13 protein-coding genes, 2 tRNA genes and 3 rRNA genes are annotated in these 19,212 nt (G+C 56.3%); 15 read left to right on the forward strand and 3 right to left on the reverse strand.

The genetic code is table 11. The features are described from left to right. Positions 1–17 precede the first annotated feature (17 nt). Positions 18–767 carry a heme ABC transporter ATP-binding protein gene (locus OSC50_RS03085; protein ID WP_434085307.1) on the forward strand — a complete coding sequence of 250 codons (750 nt, stop codon included), beginning with the start codon at positions 18–20 and terminating at the stop codon, positions 765–767. A gap of 235 nt (positions 768–1,002) precedes the next feature. Here OSC50_RS03085 and OSC50_RS03090 read toward each other — a convergent pair whose 3' ends face one another. The 3 genes from OSC50_RS03090 to OSC50_RS03100 all read right to left on the reverse strand — a co-directional run bounded on the left by OSC50_RS03090 (position 1,003) and on the right by OSC50_RS03100 (position 3,472). Then, the gene (locus OSC50_RS03090; protein WP_181079993.1) at positions 1,003–1,275 is read right to left on the reverse strand and encodes a TfoX/Sxy family protein; all 273 of its coding nucleotides are present in this window, start codon (positions 1,273–1,275) and stop codon (positions 1,003–1,005) included. A gap of 203 nt (positions 1,276–1,478) precedes the next feature. Next, a complete protein-coding gene (locus OSC50_RS03095) occupies positions 1,479–1,823 on the reverse strand; it encodes a pentapeptide repeat-containing protein (protein ID WP_253509381.1) in 345 nt (114 codons plus the stop codon). 92 nt (positions 1,824–1,915) lie between these two features. Then, positions 1,916–3,472: a bifunctional aminoglycoside phosphotransferase/ATP-binding protein gene (locus OSC50_RS03100; RefSeq protein ID WP_266246791.1), complete on the reverse strand. Its 1,557-nt coding sequence runs from the start codon at positions 3,470–3,472 to the stop codon at positions 1,916–1,918. A gap of 118 nt (positions 3,473–3,590) precedes the next feature. Here OSC50_RS03100 and mrcB point away from each other — a divergent pair, with 118 nt between their 5' ends. The 14 genes from mrcB to rrf all read left to right on the forward strand — a co-directional run bounded on the left by mrcB (position 3,591) and on the right by rrf (position 19,159). Then, positions 3,591–5,915: a penicillin-binding protein 1B gene (gene mrcB / locus OSC50_RS03105; RefSeq protein ID WP_181079990.1), complete on the forward strand. Its 2,325-nt coding sequence runs from the start codon at positions 3,591–3,593 to the stop codon at positions 5,913–5,915. 16 nt (positions 5,916–5,931) lie between these two features. Continuing rightward, positions 5,932–6,666 (forward strand): tetratricopeptide repeat protein, encoded by a 735-nt coding sequence (locus tag OSC50_RS03110; RefSeq protein WP_253509377.1) that lies wholly within the window; start codon positions 5,932–5,934, stop codon positions 6,664–6,666. After that, positions 6,666–6,995: a YqcC family protein gene (locus tag OSC50_RS03115; protein ID WP_181079988.1), complete on the forward strand. Its 330-nt coding sequence runs from the start codon at positions 6,666–6,668 to the stop codon at positions 6,993–6,995. Before OSC50_RS03110 ends, OSC50_RS03115 begins: the two co-directional genes overlap by 1 nt. 431 nt (positions 6,996–7,426) lie before the next feature. After that, the gene (locus OSC50_RS03120; RefSeq protein ID WP_266246786.1) at positions 7,427–9,151 is read left to right on the forward strand and encodes an acetolactate synthase 3 large subunit; all 1,725 of its coding nucleotides are present in this window, start codon (positions 7,427–7,429) and stop codon (positions 9,149–9,151) included. A gap of 2 nt (positions 9,152–9,153) precedes the next feature. Continuing rightward, positions 9,154–9,645, forward strand: coding sequence for an acetolactate synthase small subunit (gene ilvN / locus OSC50_RS03125; RefSeq protein ID WP_003176102.1), 492 nt, complete (start codon positions 9,154–9,156; stop codon positions 9,643–9,645). A 47-nt stretch (positions 9,646–9,692) separates the two neighbouring features. Then, positions 9,693–10,709 (forward strand): ketol-acid reductoisomerase, encoded by a 1,017-nt coding sequence (gene ilvC / locus OSC50_RS03130; RefSeq protein ID WP_003194132.1) that lies wholly within the window; start codon positions 9,693–9,695, stop codon positions 10,707–10,709. A 143-nt stretch (positions 10,710–10,852) separates the two neighbouring features. Continuing rightward, positions 10,853–11,710 (forward strand): CDP-diacylglycerol--serine O-phosphatidyltransferase, encoded by an 858-nt coding sequence (gene pssA, locus OSC50_RS03135; protein WP_181079986.1) that lies wholly within the window; start codon positions 10,853–10,855, stop codon positions 11,708–11,710. Positions 11,711–11,773: 63 nt separating this feature from the next. Continuing rightward, on the forward strand, positions 11,774–12,787 hold the full coding sequence (msrP, locus tag OSC50_RS03140) for a protein-methionine-sulfoxide reductase catalytic subunit MsrP (protein WP_181079985.1): 1,014 nt from the start codon (positions 11,774–11,776) through the stop codon (positions 12,785–12,787). Then, on the forward strand, positions 12,787–13,407 hold the full coding sequence (gene msrQ, locus OSC50_RS03145; RefSeq protein WP_181079984.1) for a protein-methionine-sulfoxide reductase heme-binding subunit MsrQ: 621 nt from the start codon (positions 12,787–12,789) through the stop codon (positions 13,405–13,407). Before msrP ends, msrQ begins: the two co-directional genes overlap by 1 nt. Before the next feature lie 545 nt (positions 13,408–13,952). Next, a 16S ribosomal RNA gene (locus tag OSC50_RS03150) occupies positions 13,953–15,488 on the forward strand. Between the two features lie 82 nt (positions 15,489–15,570). Continuing rightward, a tRNA-Ile gene (locus OSC50_RS03155) sits at positions 15,571–15,647 on the forward strand. 30 nt (positions 15,648–15,677) lie between these two features. Continuing rightward, positions 15,678–15,753, forward strand: a tRNA-Ala gene (locus tag OSC50_RS03160). Positions 15,754–16,000: 247 nt separating this feature from the next. Beyond that, a 23S ribosomal RNA gene (locus OSC50_RS03165) occupies positions 16,001–18,892 on the forward strand. A gap of 151 nt (positions 18,893–19,043) precedes the next feature. Then, a 5S ribosomal RNA gene (gene rrf, locus OSC50_RS03170) occupies positions 19,044–19,159 on the forward strand. Together the 16S, 23S and 5S rRNA genes with 2 tRNA genes alongside form the textbook arrangement of a ribosomal RNA operon. Positions 19,160–19,212 lie beyond the last annotated feature (53 nt).

Raw genomic sequence — 19,212 nt, forward strand, 5'->3', positions numbered from 1 at the left:
TGTTGCGGGTTGAAGCCTTGCAGATCCGCCGTGATCGCAAAACCGTACTGGAGGGCGTCACCCTCGACCTGCTGCCGGGTGAAGTGCTCGGCGTACTGGGTCCCAATCGTGCTGGTAAAAGCACATTGCTGGGGGCGTTGTCGGGTGAATTGCAGGCGGATCAGGGCGCAGTGTGGCTGGATCAGAAAGCACTGGGCGCATGGAGTGGGGCGCAGCGTGCGCAACGCCTGGCGGTGTTGCCGCAGGTGTCCACGCTGGACTTCGCTTTCCGTGTCCAGGACGTGGTCGGCATGGGGCGCCTGCCTCATCAGACGGGCAAGGCGCGTGACGACGAGATTATCAAGGCGGCGTTGCAAGCCGCCGATATCGGGCATTTAAGCGCGCGCAGTTACCTCGCCTTGTCCGGCGGTGAGCGTCAGCGTGTGCACCTGGCGCGCGTATTGGCGCAGGTATGGCCAGGTGAAGCGGGGCAGACCCTGCTGCTGGATGAGCCCACATCGATGCTCGACCCTTTGCACCAACACACCATTTTGCAAGCGGTCCGCTCCTTTGCTGATCAAGGGGCGGCGGTGCTGGTGATCCTGCATGATCTGAACCTGGCCGCACGTTACTGCGACAGGATTCTACTGCTGGCGCAAGGGCGCCCTCATGCACTGGGCACGCCGGTGCAGGTGCTGCAGCCTGAGGCCCTTAAAGCGGTGTTTGGGCTTGAAGTGCTGGTTCAGCCGCATCCGGAACGCGGGCATCCGTTGATCATCGCGCGCTGATACGGGTTTGGCAGGCAAAAAAAGACCCGGCAAGAGCCGGGTCAAATAACCGTGATTAGCCTGATGAGGAGATAATCTGAGCGCCCGAACCAAGGGCCTTTCAGTTATCGGCTGATCTCGCGACCAGTTGTGATAATCATAACGATTCTCATTTGAGAGTCAACCGTTGTTTCGGCTCGCATCAGAGCTTTTCTCAAACGCTCGTTCGAAACATGGGGGTTGGAGGGTGAAAGGTTCAGCTTTTCTGTCGTGCCGCAATTGCATCTACCTGGCGATTCAGTGCTTCCTTGCGCTCGGCAGGTATGTCATTCCAGTGCACATCCAGCAATGCCCCTTCAATCGCATATAACAGCACTTTAGACGCCCGAAATCCGCGGGTCCTGACGGCTCTGTACGCGTCGACCGCGCCCAGGCGACGCAAGTCGGATGCACTGTGGATGCCCACCGCATGCAACCACTGTGCTGAAGTCTTGCCGAGGTTTTTCAGGTGTTGCAGCTCATCGTTCATCAAGCCTCCTTGCGACGGCCGAATGGTTCGGTGGGTATCGTGACCAGGCAAGCCTGAAAAGGAGTGTAGCGCTCAGTAGGAAAAGTGCAGTTCTTTGCTCCGAAGCGGCTTAAACGCTTATAAGAATGGAGTGGTAGCCATGACTGACGCAGCCGCAAGCTCCCGGTTACGCGCTTGCATGACCGGGGCTTAGGTCGTTGGGTTCACTTGGTGCGGTAGCGCAGGCGGGTGCCGAAATTGACCGACATGAGGATTTCATCCGCGGTCAGCTCAGGCGGAAAGTAGGCGCCTGAAATCTGCGCATGCGCCAGGCTGGCGCCTTCCAGCGAGCAACCGCGCAAATCCACGCCGCGCAAATCGGCGGAGCGGAAATACGCGTCGGTGAAATCCACGCCATTGGCGTTCAGCTCGCGCAGGTCCAGCCCACGGAAGTCGCCGCCCCGCATATCGACAATGCCCTCTGTCGGGCGCTCGTGGTTGAAGCCGCGGATATCATCTTTATGCAGGAGCGAGTAGAGCGGAGTATCGAGAAGCTTGGGCTGACTCATGAAGGCGACTCCTGTTGGAATTATGACGCCATTATAGTGCCACTATTTGCAGGTCGCGCGCCTCAAGCAGCGACACGACCAAGAAATATTTCTTACAAGCCTGGCAGACGTTGGCGAATGTGCGCGACCAACGCATCCAATGTCCCGCTCTGATTGGTCTCTACGCGCTTGCTCTGCAACAGTTCTTCGGCCGTCAGCGGATCGCGGTTGGCCTGTTGTTCCTCAATAACGGCGAGGGTCGCGTCGGAAGGGTCGTTTTGTTCCGCCTGACGTTGTGCCAGCCAGCTGGCGATTACCGCGGGTGGCGCATTGCAATCCAGAATCAGAAAAGGCGCACCGGTGGCTTCGGCGACTTTGGCGGCGGCATCGCGCTGTTCGCGTTTGAGGAATGTGGCATCCAGCACCACGGGGAAACCGGCGCGCAGCACGATGGTGGCGATTTCATTCAGGCGTGCGTAGGTCTTGATGCTGGCATCGGCGGCATAGATACCGGCCTGGGGCGTGTTTTCTATCTGCTGTTGGCCGAACAGGCGCTTGCGCTCCACGTCCGAACGCAGGCGTACGGCGCCCAAGGCTTCCACCAGGCGCATGGCAACGTGGCTCTTTCCAACCGCCGACACACCGTGGGTGATCGCCAGAAAGCGCGATGGAATGGTGCTGTAGCTTTCCGCCAGATTGGCGTAGTTGCGGTACTGGCGCAGGGTGGTGGCGCGTTGCACCGGGCTGGCCTCGCTCGGCATGCTGAACAGCGCAACTTTGGCACGGACCAGGGCGCGGTAGGCTTTGTAGAAGTTCAGCAACTCAAGGCCCTGATAGTCACCGGTCAGCTCCAGGTATTGGCTGATGAAGCGGCGCGCCAGGGACTTGAGCCCGCGATCTTCCAAGTCCATGGCCAGGAAGCCGGTGTCGGCGTAAACGTCGGTGAAGCGAAACGGCTCGTTGAATTCGATGCAGTCAAAAATGACCACCTGACCATCGATCAGCGTGGCGTTGCCGAGGTGGATATCACCATGGCATTCGCGGGTGAACCCATCGAGCTTGCGTTGCGCGAGCAGTGGCTTGAGGCGCTCGAAGCTGCTTTCGGCCCAGGCTTGCAGGGCGTCGAGTTGAATCAGGTCGGCCTTATCGCTGAGGAAAGGCCGAATTTGTTCGAAGTTCTGTCGCACCGGCGCCATCACCTCGTCCGGGGTGCCGGCGGGGTGAGCTTGCGGTACGTGTGGGGCGGTGAGATGAAAGTGCGCGATCTGCCGGGCCATCTCATCGATGTGCGCACTGGTCAGTTCGCCATTGGCCTGCAAGGTGCTCAGCAGCTGGCTTTGCGGAAACTGGCGCATTTTCAGCGCGTATTCGATCACCGGGCCATCACCGCCCAATTGCGGCGATTCGGTGGTGCCGGTAATCGGCAGTACGTCCAGATATAAATCTGTTGTCAGGCGTTGGTTGAGGCGCAGTTCCTCTATGCAAAAGTGCCCGCGATCGTCCAAGGCGGTGAAGTCCAGGAACCCGAAGTTCATCGGCTTCTTCAGTTTATAGGCATAAGGGCCGGTCAAAATGACCCAGGAGATATGGGTTTCGATGACTTGGAACGCTTCTACCGGATGCGGGTACAACGCTGGGTTTTGCAGGGCTGCGATCAGGGACTGGCTCACGGGCGATCCTTCAGAGTCTGGGGGAAATCATGGTGGGCATTATGGCCGCTGTGGGCGGTCGTGCAAACCGCTGTCCGGCTCATGTTGATCATCGATAAAGTGCGTATAATCCGCCGCCATGACTCGAACCCGATCTCCCCGTTCCCGTAAAAAAACACCCTCCCGCAGCCTGCGCCCCTGGTTGGGCTGGGCGCTCAAGCTCGGCCTTGTCGGTCTTGTCGTGCTCGCCGGCTTTGCGGTGTACCTCGACGCCGTGGTCCAGGAGAAATTCTCCGGTAAACGGTGGACCATTCCGGCCAAGGTCTACGCACGCCCGCTGGAGTTGTTTACCGGCCAGAAGCTGAGCAAGGACGACTTCCTCACCGAGCTCGACGCGCTCGGTTATCGTCGTGAACCCGTCAGCAATGGCCCCGGTGCCGCGGCCGTCAGCGGTAACACCGTCGATTTGAACACCCGTGGCTTCCAGTTCTATGAAGGTCTGGAAAAACCTCAGCCGGTACGTGTGCGCTTCTCCGGCGACTATGTAGCCGAACTGTCGTCGCTCAACGGCTCGAAGTTGCCGGTGGTTCGCCTGGAACCGCTGATGATTGGCGGAATTTACCCCAAGAATCTCGAAGATCGCATCCTGATCAAGCTGGACCAGGTGCCGCCGTACCTGCTCGAAACGCTGGTTGCGGTGGAGGATCGCGATTTTTACAGTCACTGGGGCGTCTCGCCCAAGTCGATTGCCCGCGCCATCTGGGTAAATACCTCCGGCGGCAAAATGACCCAGGGCGGCAGTACGCTTACCCAGCAATTGGTCAAGAACTTCTACCTGACCAACGAGCGCAGCCTGACCCGCAAGCTCACTGAAGCCATGATGGCGATGCTGCTTGAGCTGCACTACAGCAAGCAGGAAATTCTCGAGGCTTACCTTAATGAAGTCTTCGTCGGCCAGGACGGCCAGCGCGCGGTGCATGGTTTTGGCCTGGCCAGTCAGTTCTTTTTCGGTCAGCCGCTGTCCGAATTGAAGCTGCATCAGGTCGCACTGTTGGTCGGCATGGTCAAGGGCCCGTCCTATTACAACCCGCGTCGCAACCCGGAGCGTGCGCTGGAACGCCGTAACCTGGTGCTGGATGTGCTGGAGCAGCAGGGTGTCGCAACCGCCGAGCAGGTTGCCGCAGCCAAGAAAATGCCGCTGGGCGTGACCTCGCGTGGCAAGTTGGCGGACAGCTCCTTCCCCGGCTTTATCGACCTGGTCAAACGCCAGTTGCGTGAAGACTACCGCGACGAAGACTTGACCGAGGAAGGCCTGCGGATCTTCACCAGCTTCGATCCGATCCTGCAGATGAAGGCCGAAGCATCGGTCAACGACACCTTCAAGCGCCTGACCGGCCGCAAGGGTTCCGATGAAGTGGAAGCGGCAATGGTCGTGACCAATCCTGAGACGGGTGAAGTGCAGGCCATGATCGGCAGTCGTCAGGCCAGCTTCGCCGGATTCAATCGGGCCTTGGATGCTGTGCGTCCGATTGGCTCGCTGGTCAAGCCGGCGGTGTATTTGACGGCGTTGGAAAAACCGAACAAGTACACGCTCACCAGCTGGCTCTCGGACGATCCGCTGTCGGTCAAGGGCGCCGATGGCCAGGTCTGGACCCCCCAGAACTTTGATCGCCGTTCCCATGGCACGGTATTTCTGTACCAGGGGTTGGCGCACTCCTACAACATCTCCACGTCTCGGCTTGGCTTGGAAGTCGGGGTGCCGAGCGTGCTCAAGACGCTGGCGCGCCTGGGCATCGAGCGGGAATTCCCGGCGTTCCCGTCGATCCTGCTGGGCGCCGGCGCCATGACGCCAATGGAAGTTGCAACCATGTACCAGACCCTGGCCAACGGTGGCTTCAACACGCCGATGCGCGGTATTCGCAGCGTATTGACGGCCGAGGGTGAACCGCTCAAGCGCTATCCGTTCCAGATTCAGCAGCGTTTCGACGCGGGTTCCATCTACCTGATCCAGAACGCTATGCAGCGCGTGATGCGCGAAGGTACTGGCAGTTCGGTCTATAAAGTGCTGCCTTCGAATCTGACGTTGGCGGGCAAGACGGGTACCAGTAACGATTCGCGCGACAGCTGGTTCGCAGGTTTTGGACAGGATGTGCTGGCTGTCGTGTGGTTGGGCCGTGACGATAATGGCAAGACGCCGTTCACCGGTGCCACGGGGGCGTTGCAGGTCTGGACCAGTTTCATGCGCAAGGCCGACCCGCTTCCGTTGAACATGCCGCAGCCGGACAACATTGTGCAGGCCTGGATTGATCCACACACCGGCCAGGGCTCCGATGCGAACTGTCCGGGGGCGGTGCAGATGCCGTATATTCGCGGCAGCGAACCACCACCCGGTGCCGCGTGCGGTGGCGGTGCCCCTGCTGACGCGGAATCGGTGATGGACTGGGTCAAGGGCTGGATGAATTAAGCAAAGAGGGTTTCAAGTGAACAAGTGGTGGATTCCAGCTATTACAGCGCTGGCTTTGCTCAGCGGTTGCTCCAGCGTGCAGCGCGGTTCCATTCCCGTGGTGGACTCGAGCACAGCCGTTTCCAATAGCGACCGTATCTCGGCCAATGGCGGCTTCCGCCAGACCGTGACCAAGCGTCCTGTGCAGGCCGCGGCCCAAGCGGTGCCGCAGGATTCGGGCGTGGTAGTGATGGTTCCCGGCGGCGGTGCTGCCACAGCGGCGCCGATCAGCGCTGAGCCGTGGACGCCAGGGCCAAGCACTTCCGGGCCGATCGATGCCACGCCGATTCAGACGGCGCCAGTCAATCAGGGCACCTATAACATGCCATCGTCGCCGAGCGGCATTCCGTCGTCTTCCAATGCGGGTGGCCTGTCGGCTGATGAGCAGTTGGACGGGCCGGTGCTGGCCTTGCTGACTACCGCGCAACAGCAGCAGGCAGGCGGCGATTTGAATGGCGCATCGTCCAGCCTTGAACGTGCGCAACGTGTTGCGCCGCGTGAGCCTCAGGTTCTGTATCGCTTGGCGCAGGTGCGCATGGCCCAGGGCGACGCGCCGCAGGCTGAACAGTTCGCGCGTCGCGGTCTCAGCCTGGCCAATGGTCGGCCTGACCTGCAAGCCAGCCTATGGGCTTTGATCGGTGATGCGCGCGCGGCGCAGGGTGATGCCGCCGGTGCGGCCCAGGCTCGGCAGAAAGCCAAGGTCAACCTCTGATGGATGGGCGTTTTCATGCGATTGCCGAACAGTTATTGCTGATCGAGCGGGAATTGCGTGTGCAGGGCTGGTGGGACGAGACGCCTCCCAGCCCTGAGGCGCTCAGGAGTGTCGAGCCGTTTTCGGTGGACACGCTGGACTTTCATCAATGGCTGCAGTGGGTTTTCCTGGCGCGCATGAAGCACATCCTTGAGCAGGATCTGCCTCTGCCCGGCGCATCGGGAATTCTGGAAATGGCCGAGATGGTCTACGCCGACCGGCCTGTGGAAAGCCTCGGGCTGCGCAATGCGCTGAAAAAGTTCGATCAATTGATCGTCGGCGCTCGTTAATTGCCTGACTGCCGGCTTTTTCGGCAGTCTTGCGCATATTTCTACCGCTTGACGACATTCAGGCGAGTTTTATCCCTCCTCACAGCCCTTTCTTATGCGTTCTCATGCGCTTAGTTGGAAAAAAGCGCAATTATTGCTTGACTTGAACGGCCTGAAACAGAAGAATCCAAAGTCCGCTGTATCGGGACTGCCAGAAGCAGGCCCGCTCAGCAGATCATGAGGCGCACATCCGCGCCGACCTGTTACACCCGCAACGCGTTACCTCGCGCTGGGTGGGAAAAGCCCGCAACACTTGGGACGATCCCAATACTTGCTCAGTCAGTGCTGACGTAGTCGGCGACCACCGTCGCTCATGCTCTGTTGAGAAGTAAACCTATTAAGACCCGTCGGTTTTCAACGGACGGTATTCTGGCGTTTTAGAGGTGAACAACGTGGAGCTTTTATCTGGTGGTGAGATGCTCGTCCGCTTTTTGCGTGACGAAGGCGTCGACTATATCTACGGGTACCCAGGTGGTGCTCTTCTGCATGTTTACGACGCGCTGTTCAAGGAACCGGCTGTTACCCACATCCTGGTTCGCCACGAACAAGCCGCGACCCATATGGCTGACGGCTATGCCCGTGCCACCGGTAAAGCCGGTGTGGTGCTGGTAACGTCAGGCCCAGGCGCAACCAATGCCATTACCGGCATCGCGACTGCTTATATGGACTCCATCCCAATGGTGATCATTTCCGGCCAGGTTGCCAGCACCATGGTCGGTACCGACGCATTCCAGGAAACCGACATGATCGGTATCTCCCGGCCGATCGTGAAACACAGCTTCATGATCAAGCATGCCTCGGAAATTCCGGAAGTCATGAAAAAGGCGTTCTACCTCGCGCAGTCCGGTCGTCCGGGCCCTGTGGTGGTCGATATTCCGAAAGACATGACCAACCCGGCGGAGAAATTCGAATACATTTTTCCGAAGAAAGCCAAATTGCGCTCCTACAGCCCGGCCGTCCGTGGGCACTCGGGTCAAATTCGCAAGGCAGCGGAAATGCTCCTGGCGGCCAAGCGTCCCGTGCTGTACTCGGGTGGTGGCGTGATCCTGGGCGGTGGCTCCGCGCCGCTGACCGAACTGGCCAAGCTGCTCAACCTGCCGGTAACCAATACCTTGATGGGCCTCGGTGCATTCCCGGGTTCGGATCGTCAGTTCGTCGGCATGCTCGGTATGCACGGCAGCTACACCGCCAACCTGACCATGCACCACGCGGATGTCATTCTGGCGGTTGGCGCGCGGTTCGACGACCGTGTGATCAATGGCGCGAGCAAGTTTTGCCCGAATGCCAAGATCATCCACATCGACATTGACCCTGCATCCATCTCCAAGACCATCAAGGCCGATGTGCCGATCGTGGGGCCGGTGGAAAGCGTATTGACTGAAATGGTGGCAGCGCTCAAGGACATCGGTGAAGCGCCGAACAAGGAGTTTGTCGCCAGTTGGTGGAAGCAGATCGACGAATGGCGCGGTGATCGCGGCCTGTTCCCGTACGACAAGGGCGACGGCAGCATCATCAAGCCCCAAACCGTGATCGAAACCCTCTGCGAAGTGACCAAGGGCGACGCCTTTGTGACCTCCGACGTGGGGCAGCACCAGATGTTCGCTGCGCAGTACTACAAGTTCGACAAGCCGAACCGCTGGATCAACTCCGGTGGCCTGGGCACGATGGGCTTTGGTTTCCCAGCGGCCATGGGGGTGAAGCTGAGCTTCCCGGAGGCGGACGTTGCGTGCGTCACCGGCGAAGGCAGCATCCAGATGAACATCCAGGAGCTGTCGACGTGCCTGCAGTACGGCCTTCCCGTGAAGATCGTCTGCTTGAACAACGGCGTGCTGGGCATGGTTCGTCAGTGGCAGGACATGAGCTACGGTAGCCGTCACTCCCACTCCTACATGGAATCGTTGCCGGACTTCGTCAAGTTGGTTGAAGCCTATGGCCACGTCGGCATTCGCATCACCGATCTGAAAGATCTGAAGCCTAAGATGGAAGAGGCGTTCGCCATGAAGGATCGCCTGGTGTTCATCGATATTCAGGTGGATACCAGCGAGCACGTCTACCCGATGCAGATCAAAGACGGCTCTATGCGCGACATGTGGCTGAACAAGACGGAGCGTACTTAATCATGCGGCATATTATCTCCCTGCTTCTGGAGAACGAACCCGGCGCCCTGTCGCGTGTTGTCGGCCTGTTTTCACAACGTAACTACAACATCGAAAGCCTGACCGTGGCCCCAACCGAAGATCCGACCCTGTCGCGTCTGACGTTGACCACCGTCGGCCACGATGAGGTGATCGAGCAGATCACCAAAAACCTCAACAAGCTGATCGAAGTGGTCAAGTTGGTCGACCTGTCGGAAAGCGCCCATATCGAGCGCGAGCTGATGCTGGTTAAAGTCAAGGCCACGGGCGCCCAGCGTGCCGAGATCAAGCGCACTACCGATATTTATCGCGGGCAGATCGTCGATGTGAGCGCCAGTGTTTATACCGTTCAACTGACCGGTACCAGCGACAAGCTGGACAGCTTCATCCAGTCGATCGGGACGGCCTCGATTTTGGAAACCGTCCGCAGTGGTGTCACCGGGATTGCCCGTGGCGACAAAGTACTCAGCATCTAAACCAAATTAGCGAATGGCCTTACGGCCTGGATATATAGAGGAACCTCATGAAAGTTTATTACGATAAAGATTGTGACCTGTCGATCATCCAGGGCAAGAAAGTCGCCATCATCGGCTACGGCTCCCAAGGTCACGCGCAAGCCTGCAACCTGAAAGACTCCGGCGTTGACGTGACTGTCGGCCTGCGCAAAGGCTCGGCCACCGTGGCCAAGGCTGAAGCCCACGGCCTGAAAGTGACGGACGTCGCTTCCGCCGTTGCTGCTGCCGACCTGGTCATGATCCTGACCCCGGACGAGTTCCAGTCTTCGCTGTACAAGAACGAAATCGAGCCGAACATCAAAAAAGGCGCCACCCTGGCGTTCTCCCACGGCTTCGCGATCCACTACAACCAGGTTGTGCCGCGCGCCGACCTCGACGTAATCATGATCGCGCCGAAAGCACCGGGCCATACCGTGCGTTCCGAGTTCGTCAAAGGCGGTGGTATCCCTGACTTGATCGCGATCTACCAGGACGCGTCGGGCAACGCCAAGAACGTTGCGCTGTCCTACGCCGCCGGCGTGGGTGGCGGTCGTACCGGCATCATCGAAACCACCTTCAAGGACGAGACCGAAACCGACCTGTTCGGCGAGCAAGCCGTTCTGTGCGGCGGTACCGTTGAGCTGGTTAAAGCCGGTTTCGAAACTCTGGTTGAAGCTGGCTACGCGCCGGAAATGGCCTACTTCGAATGCCTGCACGAACTGAAGCTGATCGTTGACCTCATGTACGAAGGCGGTATCGCCAACATGAACTACTCGATCTCCAACAACGCCGAATACGGCGAGTACGTGACTGGCCCGGAAGTCATCAACGCCGAGTCCCGTCAGGCCATGCGTAACGCCCTGAAACGCATTCAGGACGGCGAGTACGCCAAAATGTTCATCAGCGAAGGCGCTACCGGCTACCCTTCGATGACCGCCAAGCGTCGTAACAATGCTGCTCACGGTATCGAAGTCATCGGCGAGCAACTGCGCTCGATGATGCCGTGGATCGGTGCCAACAAGATCGTCGACAAAGCCAAGAACTAAGTCGTACGCATCAGCGAAAAACGCGGCTTAGGCCGCGTTTTTTCGTTTGGGTCGCCGGTTCTGGTATAAAGCTGCATCGTTTGCTGGCGAACACTCGCCGCACGTCTTTGTTGAATTTTTCAAACTGTTGCAAGGTAAAGTCCATGAGCGAACGTCCCGAAGAGCCAAGCCAGGCTTCTGACGCCGAAAGCCTGCTGCCGATCGATGAACATGTCGAAGAAGGGCATGACGCGGAAGGTCGCAAGGTCCGGCATCGTGGCATCTATCTTCTGCCCAACCTGTTTACGACTGCGAACCTGTTTGCTGGGTTCTACTCCATCATCAACTCCATGAGCGCGCAAAGCGCGTTGGCGGCGGGTGATGCCGTAAGCGCCAGCAAATATTTCGGCTTTGCCGCCATCGCGATTTTCGTGGCCATGGTGCTCGACGGCCTGGATGGTCGTGTGGCGCGAATGACGAATACGCAAAGCGCTTTCGGGGCCGAATACGACTCGCTGTCGGATATGGTCGCGTTTGGTGTTGCCCCGGCCTTGCTGGCATTTGCCTGGGCGTTGGGTGATATGGGCAAGGTCGGCTGGATGGTCGCCTTCATTTATGTCGCGGGTGCCGCGCTGCGTCTGGCGCGCTTCAATACTCAAGTGGGCACCGCCGACAAGCGTTATTTCATTGGATTGGCCAGCCCTGCCGCTGCGGGTGTGGTAGCGGGCATCGTCTGGGCGTTCAGTGACTACGGCATCCAGGGGTCGAAAATGTCGTTCCTGGTGGCACTGATGGTTGCCGCTGCTGGGATGCTGATGGTGAGTAACATCAAGTACAACAGCTTCAAGGAGCTGGATCTCAAGGGGCGGGTGCCTTTCGTGGCGATTCTTGTGGTGGTGTTGGTGTTCGCTGTGGTGTTCAGCGACCCGCCGCGTATTCTGCTGCTGGCGTTCCTGGCTTATGCAGCGTCGGGGCCGATTCAATATCTGCTGCGTCTGCGTCGGGACAAAACGCTGCCTTAATGTAATTTCGCCCATACTCCGCAGTCTATTGGTGCATCAGTTCTCCAACGCTGCGGAGTTGCCATGTTAATTAAATCGCCTAAAGCGTCCGATTGCCACGAATCGGATGTCACCCCCGAGTCCTTCTACCTCTCTCGCCGCAGCTTGCTCGGTGGTGCGCTTGCCAGCATTGCCACCAGCAGCTTGCCACGCTGGGCGAGCGCGGATGAAGCTGCCCGTTATGCCGACGTCGAGCCGGGCAGGGCGCCTGGCTGGTTTGCCGAGAAGCTGCCTGCTACAAAGTGGCAAGCGATAACGGTCAAGGATGAGGCCATCACGCCATTCAAAGACGCAACGCACTACAACAACTTCTACGAGTTCGGTACCGACAAGGGGGATCCGGCGAAAAACGCCGGTTCGCTCAAGACTGAGCCCTGGAGTGTTGTGATTGATGGTGAGGTTGCAAAGCCTGGGCGTTATGCCCTGGAAGATTTCATTAAGCCTTATCAATTGGAAGAGCGCATCTACCGGCTGCGGTGTGTCGAAGCGTGGTCGATGGTTATTCCATGGATAGGGTTTCCGATTGCAGCCCTGCTCAAGCAGGTCGAGCCGACTTCCAAGGCCAAGTACATCCGTTTCGAAACCCTGCAGGATCCTAAGAGCATGCCGGGTCAACGTTCCAGCTTCGCGTTGATTGATTGGCCATATGTAGAAGGTTTGCGTCTGGACGAGGCAATGAACCCTTTGGCGATTCTTGCCGTGGGCATGTATGGGCGGGAGCTGCCTAACCAGAATGGCGCACCCTTGCGTCTTGTTGTGCCTTGGAAGTATGGCTTCAAGAGTGTGAAGTCAATTGTCCGCATCAGTCTTGTCAGTGAGCAACCGAAAACCACCTGGCAAAGCATCGCTGCGGATGAGTATGGGTTTTATGCGAATGTGAATCCTACGGTCGATCATCCTCGTTGGACACAGGCCCGTGAGCGTCGGCTGCCGAGCGGCCTATTCAGTCCCAATGTGCGTGAAACGCAAATGTTCAATGGGTACTCGCAAGAGGTGGCGTCTCTTTATACGGGCCTCGATCTGCGGAAGAACTATTGATGCGTCAACTTATCTGGCGTGTTGCCGTCTTTATAGCCGTGGCGATATGGCCGTTGTATTGGCTATACCAGGCATGGAGTTCTGCACTTGGCCCCGATCCGGGCAAGGTGTTGGTTGATCGGTTGGGTCTGGGGACCTTGATCCTGCTACTGATCACTCTGGCAATGACCCCGATGCAGAAGCTCACTGGATGGTCGGGATGGATAGCGGTGCGCCGGCAGTTGGGGTTGTGGTGCTTTGCTTATGTGGTGCTGCACTTGGCGGCCTATGGTGTCTTTGTTCTGGGGCTGGATTGGTCGCAACTGGGAGTGGAGCTGCGCAAGCGCCCGTACATTATTGTCGGAGCGTTGGGTTTCCTGGGTTTGTCAGCGTTGGCAGTGACATCGAATCGCTATAGTCAGCGCCGGCTGGGTAAGCGTTGGAAGAAGCTGCATCGTCTTGTGTACGTAATTCTTGGGCTTGGCTTGTTGCATATGCTGTGGATCGTGAGGGCGGATCTTAAAGAATGGGCCGTCTACGCCTCTCTAGGTGCGGCGCTTCTGGTCTTGCGAATTCCCCCGGTTATGCGGCGTATCCCGCGGGTTATCGCGAAAAAATCATCTTTCGCGACAAAAGCATAATTAACGCTTGACGGCAGATTCCAGAAGTCTATAATTCGCCCCACTTCCGGCGCAGTCGAAACGGAAAACTCCTTGGTAAACAGAGAGTTACGCAGAATTCGAAAGCGGATCGCTTCAGTTCATCGAAGCTCAGAAGGAGTTGGTAGAGCAAGGTTGTTTGGCTCTATTAATGTTTCGATCTTCTCGGTCGAAAGCGGAGGAAAAGAGGTGTTGACAGCAGCGTGTAACGCTGTAGAATTCGCCTCCCGCTAACGAGAGATCGGAAGCGCAAGTGGTTGAAGTTGTTGAAGAAATCTTCGAAAACTTCTGAAAATAATCACTTGACAGCAAATGAGGCTGCTGTAGAATGCGCGCCTCGGTTGAGGCGAAAGATCTTAACCAACCGCTCTTTAACAACTGAATCAAGCAATTCGTGTGGGTGCTTGTGGAGTCAGACTGATAGTCAACAAGATTATCAGCATCACAAGTTACTCCGCGAGAAATCAAAGATGTAACCAACGATTGCTGAGCCAAGTTTAGGGTTTCTTAAAAACCCAAAGATGTTTGAACTGAAGAGTTTGATCATGGCTCAGATTGAACGCTGGCGGCAGGCCTAACACATGCAAGTCGAGCGGTAGAGAGAAGCTTGCTTCTCTTGAGAGCGGCGGACGGGTGAGTAATGCCTAGGAATCTGCCTGGTAGTGGGGGATAACGTCCGGAAACGGACGCTAATACCGCATACGTCCTACGGGAGAAAGCAGGGGATCTTCGGGCCTTGCGCTATCAGATGAGCCTAGGTCGGATTAGCTAGTTGGTGGGGTAATGGCTCACCAAGGCGACGATCCGTAACTGGTCTGAGAGGATGATCAGTCACACTGGAACTGAGACACGGTCCAGACTCCTACGGGAGGCAGCAGTGGGGAATATTGGACAATGGGCGAAAGCCTGATCCAGCCATGCCGCGTGTGTGAAGAAGGTCTTCGGATTGTAAAGCACTTTAAGTTGGGAGGAAGGGCCATTACCTAATACGTGATGGTTTTGACGTTACCGACAGAATAAGCACCGGCTAACTCTGTGCCAGCAGCCGCGGTAATACAGAGGGTGCAAGCGTTAATCGGAATTACTGGGCGTAAAGCGCGCGTAGGTGGTTTGTTAAGTTGGATGTGAAATCCCCGGGCTCAACCTGGGAACTGCATTCAAAACTGACTGACTAGAGTATGGTAGAGGGTGGTGGAATTTCCTGTGTAGCGGTGAAATGCGTAGATATAGGAAGGAACACCAGTGGCGAAGGCGACCACCTGGACTGATACTGACACTGAGGTGCGAAAGCGTGGGGAGCAAACAGGATTAGATACCCTGGTAGTCCACGCCGTAAACGATGTCAACTAGCCGTTGGGAGCCTTGAGCTCTTAGTGGCGCAGCTAACGCATTAAGTTGACCGCCTGGGGAGTACGGCCGCAAGGTTAAAACTCAAATGAATTGACGGGGGCCCGCACAAGCGGTGGAGCATGTGGTTTAATTCGAAGCAACGCGAAGAACCTTACCAGGCCTTGACATCCAATGAACTTTCTAGAGATAGATTGGTGCTTCGGGAACATTGAGACAGGTGCTGCATGGCTGTCGTCAGCTCGTGTCGTGAGATGTTGGGTTAAGTCCCGTAACGAGCGCAACCCTTGTCCTTAGTTACCAGCACGTTATGGTGGGCACTCTAAGGAGACTGCCGGTGACAAACCGGAGGAAGGTGGGGATGACGTCAAGTCATCATGGCCCTTACGGCCTGGGCTACACACGTGCTACAATGGTCGGTACAAAGGGTTGCCAAGCCGCGAGGTGGAGCTAATCCCATAAAACCGATCGTAGTCCGGATCGCAGTCTGCAACTCGACTGCGTGAAGTCGGAATCGCTAGTAATCGCGAATCAGAATGTCGCGGTGAATACGTTCCCGGGCCTTGTACACACCGCCCGTCACACCATGGGAGTGGGTTGCACCAGAAGTAGCTAGTCTAACCTTCGGGGGGACGGTTACCACGGTGTGATTCATGACTGGGGTGAAGTCGTAACAAGGTAGCCGTAGGGGAACCTGCGGCTGGATCACCTCCTTAATCGACGACATCAGCTGCTCCATAAGTTCCCACACGAATTGCTTGATTCATTGAAGAAGACGATAAGAAGCAGCCCGAAATTGGGTCTGTAGCTCAGTTGGTTAGAGCGCACCCCTGATAAGGGTGAGGTCGGCAGTTCGAATCTGCCCAGACCCACCAATTTTGTGTGGGAAACGCCTGTAGAAATACGGGGCCATAGCTCAGCTGGGAGAGCGCCTGCCTTGCACGCAGGAGGTCAACGGTTCGATCCCGTTTGGCTCCACCACTACTGCTTCTGACGTTTGAAAGCTTAGAAATGAGCATTCCATCGCTGCGATGGTGAATGTTGATTTCTAGTCTTTGACTAGTTCGTTCTTTAAAAATTTGGGTATGTGATAGAAAGATAGACTGAACGTTACTTTCACTGGTAACGGATCAGGCTAAGGTAAAATTTGTGAGTTCTCTTAATTGAGAAATTCGAATTTTCGGCGAATGTCGTCTTCACAGTATAACCAGATTGCTTGGGGTTATATGGTCAAGTGAAGAAGCGCATACGGTGGATGCCTTGGCAGTCAGAGGCGATGAAAGACGTGGTAGCCTGCGAAAAGCTTCGGGGAGTCGGCAAACAGACTTTGATCCGGAGATGTCTGAATGGGGGAACCCAGCCATCATAAGATGGTTATCTTGTACTGAATACATAGGTGCAAGAGGCGAACCAGGGGAACTGAAACATCTAAGTACCCTGAGGAAAAGAAATCAACCGAGATTCCCTTAGTAGTGGCGAGCGAACGGGGACTAGCCCTTAAGTGGCTTTGAGATTAGCGGAACGCTCTGGAAAGTGCGGCCATAGTGGGTGATAGCCCTGTACGCGAAAATCTCTTAGTCATGAAATCGAGTAGGACGGAGCACGAGAAACTTTGTCTGAATATGGGGGGACCATCCTCCAAGGCTAAATACTACTGACTGACCGATAGTGAACTAGTACCGTGAGGGAAAGGCGAAAAGAACCCCGGAGAGGGGAGTGAAATAGATCCTGAAACCGTATGCGTACAAGCAGTGGGAGCCCACTTTGTTGGGTGACTGCGTACCTTTTGTATAATGGGTCAGCGACTTATTTTCAGTGGCGAGCTTAACCGAATAGGGGAGGCGTAGCGAAAGCGAGTCTTAATAGGGCGTCTAGTCGCTGGGAATAGACCCGAAACCGGGCGATCTATCCATGGGCAGGTTGAAGGTTGGGTAACACTAACTGGAGGACCGAACCGACTACCGTTGAAAAGTTAGCGGATGACCTGTGGATCGGAGTGAAAGGCTAATCAAGCTCGGAGATAGCTGGTTCTCCTCGAAAGCTATTTAGGTAGCGCCTCATGTATCACTGTAGGGGGTAGAGCACTGTTTCGGCTAGGGGGTCATCCCGACTTACCAAACCGATGCAAACTCCGAATACCTACAAGTGCCGAGCATGGGAGACACACGGCGGGTGCTAACGTCCGTCGTGAAAAGGGAAACAACCCAGACCGTCAGCTAAGGTCCCAAAGTTATGGTTAAGTGGGAAACGATGTGGGAAGGCTTAGACAGCTAGGAGGTTGGCTTAGAAGCAGCCACCCTTTAAAGAAAGCGTAATAGCTCACTAGTCGAGTCGGCCTGCGCGGAAGATGTAACGGGGCTCAAACCATACACCGAAGCTACGGGTATCACGTAAGTGATGCGGTAGAGGAGCGTTCTGTAAGCCTGTGAAGGTGAGTTGAGAAGCTTGCTGGAGGTATCAGAAGTGCGAATGCTGACATGAGTAACGACAATGGGTGTGAAAAACACCCACGCCGAAAGACCAAGGTTTCCTGCGCAACGTTAATCGACGCAGGGTTAGTCGGTCCCTAAGGCGAGGCTGAAAAGCGTAGTCGATGGAAAACAGGTTAATATTCCTGTACTTCTGGTTATTGCGATGGAGGGACGGAGAAGGCTAGGCCAGCTTGGCGTTGGTTGTCCAAGTTTAAGGTGGTAGGCTGAGATCTTAGGTAAATCCGGGATCTTAAGGCCGAGAGCTGATGACGAGTCATCTTTTAGATGACGAAGTGGTTGATGCCATGCTTCCAAGAAAAGCTTCTAAGCTTCAGGTAACCAGGAACCGTACCCCAAACCGACACAGGTGGTTGGGTAGAGAATACCAAGGCGCTTGAGAGAACTCGGGTGAAGGAACTAGGCAAAATGGCACCGTAACTTCGGGAGAAGGTGCGCCGGTGAGGGTGAAGGACTTGCTCCGTAAGCTCATGCCGGTCGAAGATACCAGGCCGCTGCGACTGTTTATTAAAAACACAGCACTCTGCAAACACGAAAGTGGACGTATAGGGTGTGACGCCTGCCCGGTGCCGGAAGGTTAATTGATGGGGTTAGCTAACGCGAAGCTCTTGATCGAAGCCCCGGTAAACGGCGGCCGTAACTATAACGGTCCTAAGGTAGCGAAATTCCTTGTCGGGTAAGTTCCGACCTGCACGAATGGCGTAACGATGGCGGCGCTGTCTCCACCCGAGACTCAGTGAAATTGAAATCGCTGTGAAGATGCAGTGTATCCGCGGCTAGACGGAAAGACCCCGTGAACCTTTACTATAGCTTTGCACTGGACTTTGAATTTGCTTGTGTAGGATAGGTGGGAGGCTTTGAAGCGTGGACGCCAGTCTGCGTGGAGCCATCCTTGAAATACCACCCTGGCAACTTTGAGGTTCTAACTCAGGTCCGTTATCCGGATCGAGGACAGTGTATGGTGGGTAGTTTGACTGGGGCGGTCTCCTCCTAAAGAGTAACGGAGGAGTACGAAGGTGCGCTCAGACCGGTCGGAAATCGGTCGTAGAGTATAAAGGCAAAAGCGCGCTTGACTGCGAGACAGACACGTCGAGCAGGTACGAAAGTAGGTCTTAGTGATCCGGTGGTTCTGTATGGAAGGGCCATCGCTCAACGGATAAAAGGTACTCCGGGGATAACAGGCTGATACCGCCCAAGAGTTCATATCGACGGCGGTGTTTGGCACCTCGATGTCGGCTCATCACATCCTGGGGCTGAAGCCGGTCCCAAGGGTATGGCTGTTCGCCATTTAAAGTGGTACGCGAGCTGGGTTTAGAACGTCGTGAGACAGTTCGGTCCCTATCTGCCGTGGACGTTTGAGATTTGAGAGGGGCTGCTCCTAGTACGAGAGGACCGGAGTGGACGAACCTCTGGTGTTCCGGTTGTCACGCCAGTGGCATTGCCGGGTAGCTATGTTCGGAATAGATAACCGCTGAAAGCATCTAAGCGGGAAACTAGCCTCAAGATGAGATCTCACTGGAACCTTGAGTTCCCTGAAGGGCCGTCGAAGACTACGACGTTGATAGGTTGGGTGTGTAAGCGCTGTGAGGCGTTGAGCTAACCAATACTAATTGCCCGTGAGGCTTGACCATATAACACCCAAGCAATTTGAGTCGAAAGGCCAGATTGCGGTGTGTGAAGACGCAATGAACCGAAAGTTCGACGCTCACAAAACACCGACAGCTGTCACATACCCAATTTGCTGAAGCGAGGCCATCTGGTCACGACTCAGTACCCGAATTTCTTGACGACCATAGAGCATTGGAACCACCTGATCCCATCCCGAACTCAGCAGTGAAACGATGCATCGCCGATGGTAGTGTGGGGTTTCCCCATGTGAGAGTAGGTCATCGTCAAGATTAAATTCCGAAACCCCAATTGCGAGAGCAGTTGGGGTTTTGTTTTGGGCGCT

This window comes from Pseudomonas quebecensis, from assembly GCF_026410085.1.
GTDB lineage: Bacteria > Pseudomonadota > Gammaproteobacteria > Pseudomonadales > Pseudomonadaceae > Aquipseudomonas > Aquipseudomonas quebecensis.

Coding starts and splice junctions, on each gene's coding strand:
- OSC50_RS03090 (WP_181079993.1), bottom strand. CDS start 1,275: ATGAACGATGAGCTGCAACACCTGAAAAACCTCGGCAAGACTTCAGCA.
- OSC50_RS03095 (WP_253509381.1), bottom strand. CDS start 1,823: ATGAGTCAGCCCAAGCTTCTCGATACTCCGCTCTACTCGCTCCTGCAT.
- mrcB (WP_181079990.1), top strand. CDS start 3,591: ATGACTCGAACCCGATCTCCCCGTTCCCGTAAAAAAACACCCTCCCGC.
- OSC50_RS03115 (WP_181079988.1), top strand. CDS start 6,666: ATGGATGGGCGTTTTCATGCGATTGCCGAACAGTTATTGCTGATCGAG.
- ilvN (WP_003176102.1), top strand. CDS start 9,154: ATGCGGCATATTATCTCCCTGCTTCTGGAGAACGAACCCGGCGCCCTG.
- ilvC (WP_003194132.1), top strand. CDS start 9,693: ATGAAAGTTTATTACGATAAAGATTGTGACCTGTCGATCATCCAGGGC.
- pssA (WP_181079986.1), top strand. CDS start 10,853: ATGAGCGAACGTCCCGAAGAGCCAAGCCAGGCTTCTGACGCCGAAAGC.
- msrP (WP_181079985.1), top strand. CDS start 11,774: ATGTTAATTAAATCGCCTAAAGCGTCCGATTGCCACGAATCGGATGTC.
- msrQ (WP_181079984.1), top strand. CDS start 12,787: ATGCGTCAACTTATCTGGCGTGTTGCCGTCTTTATAGCCGTGGCGATA.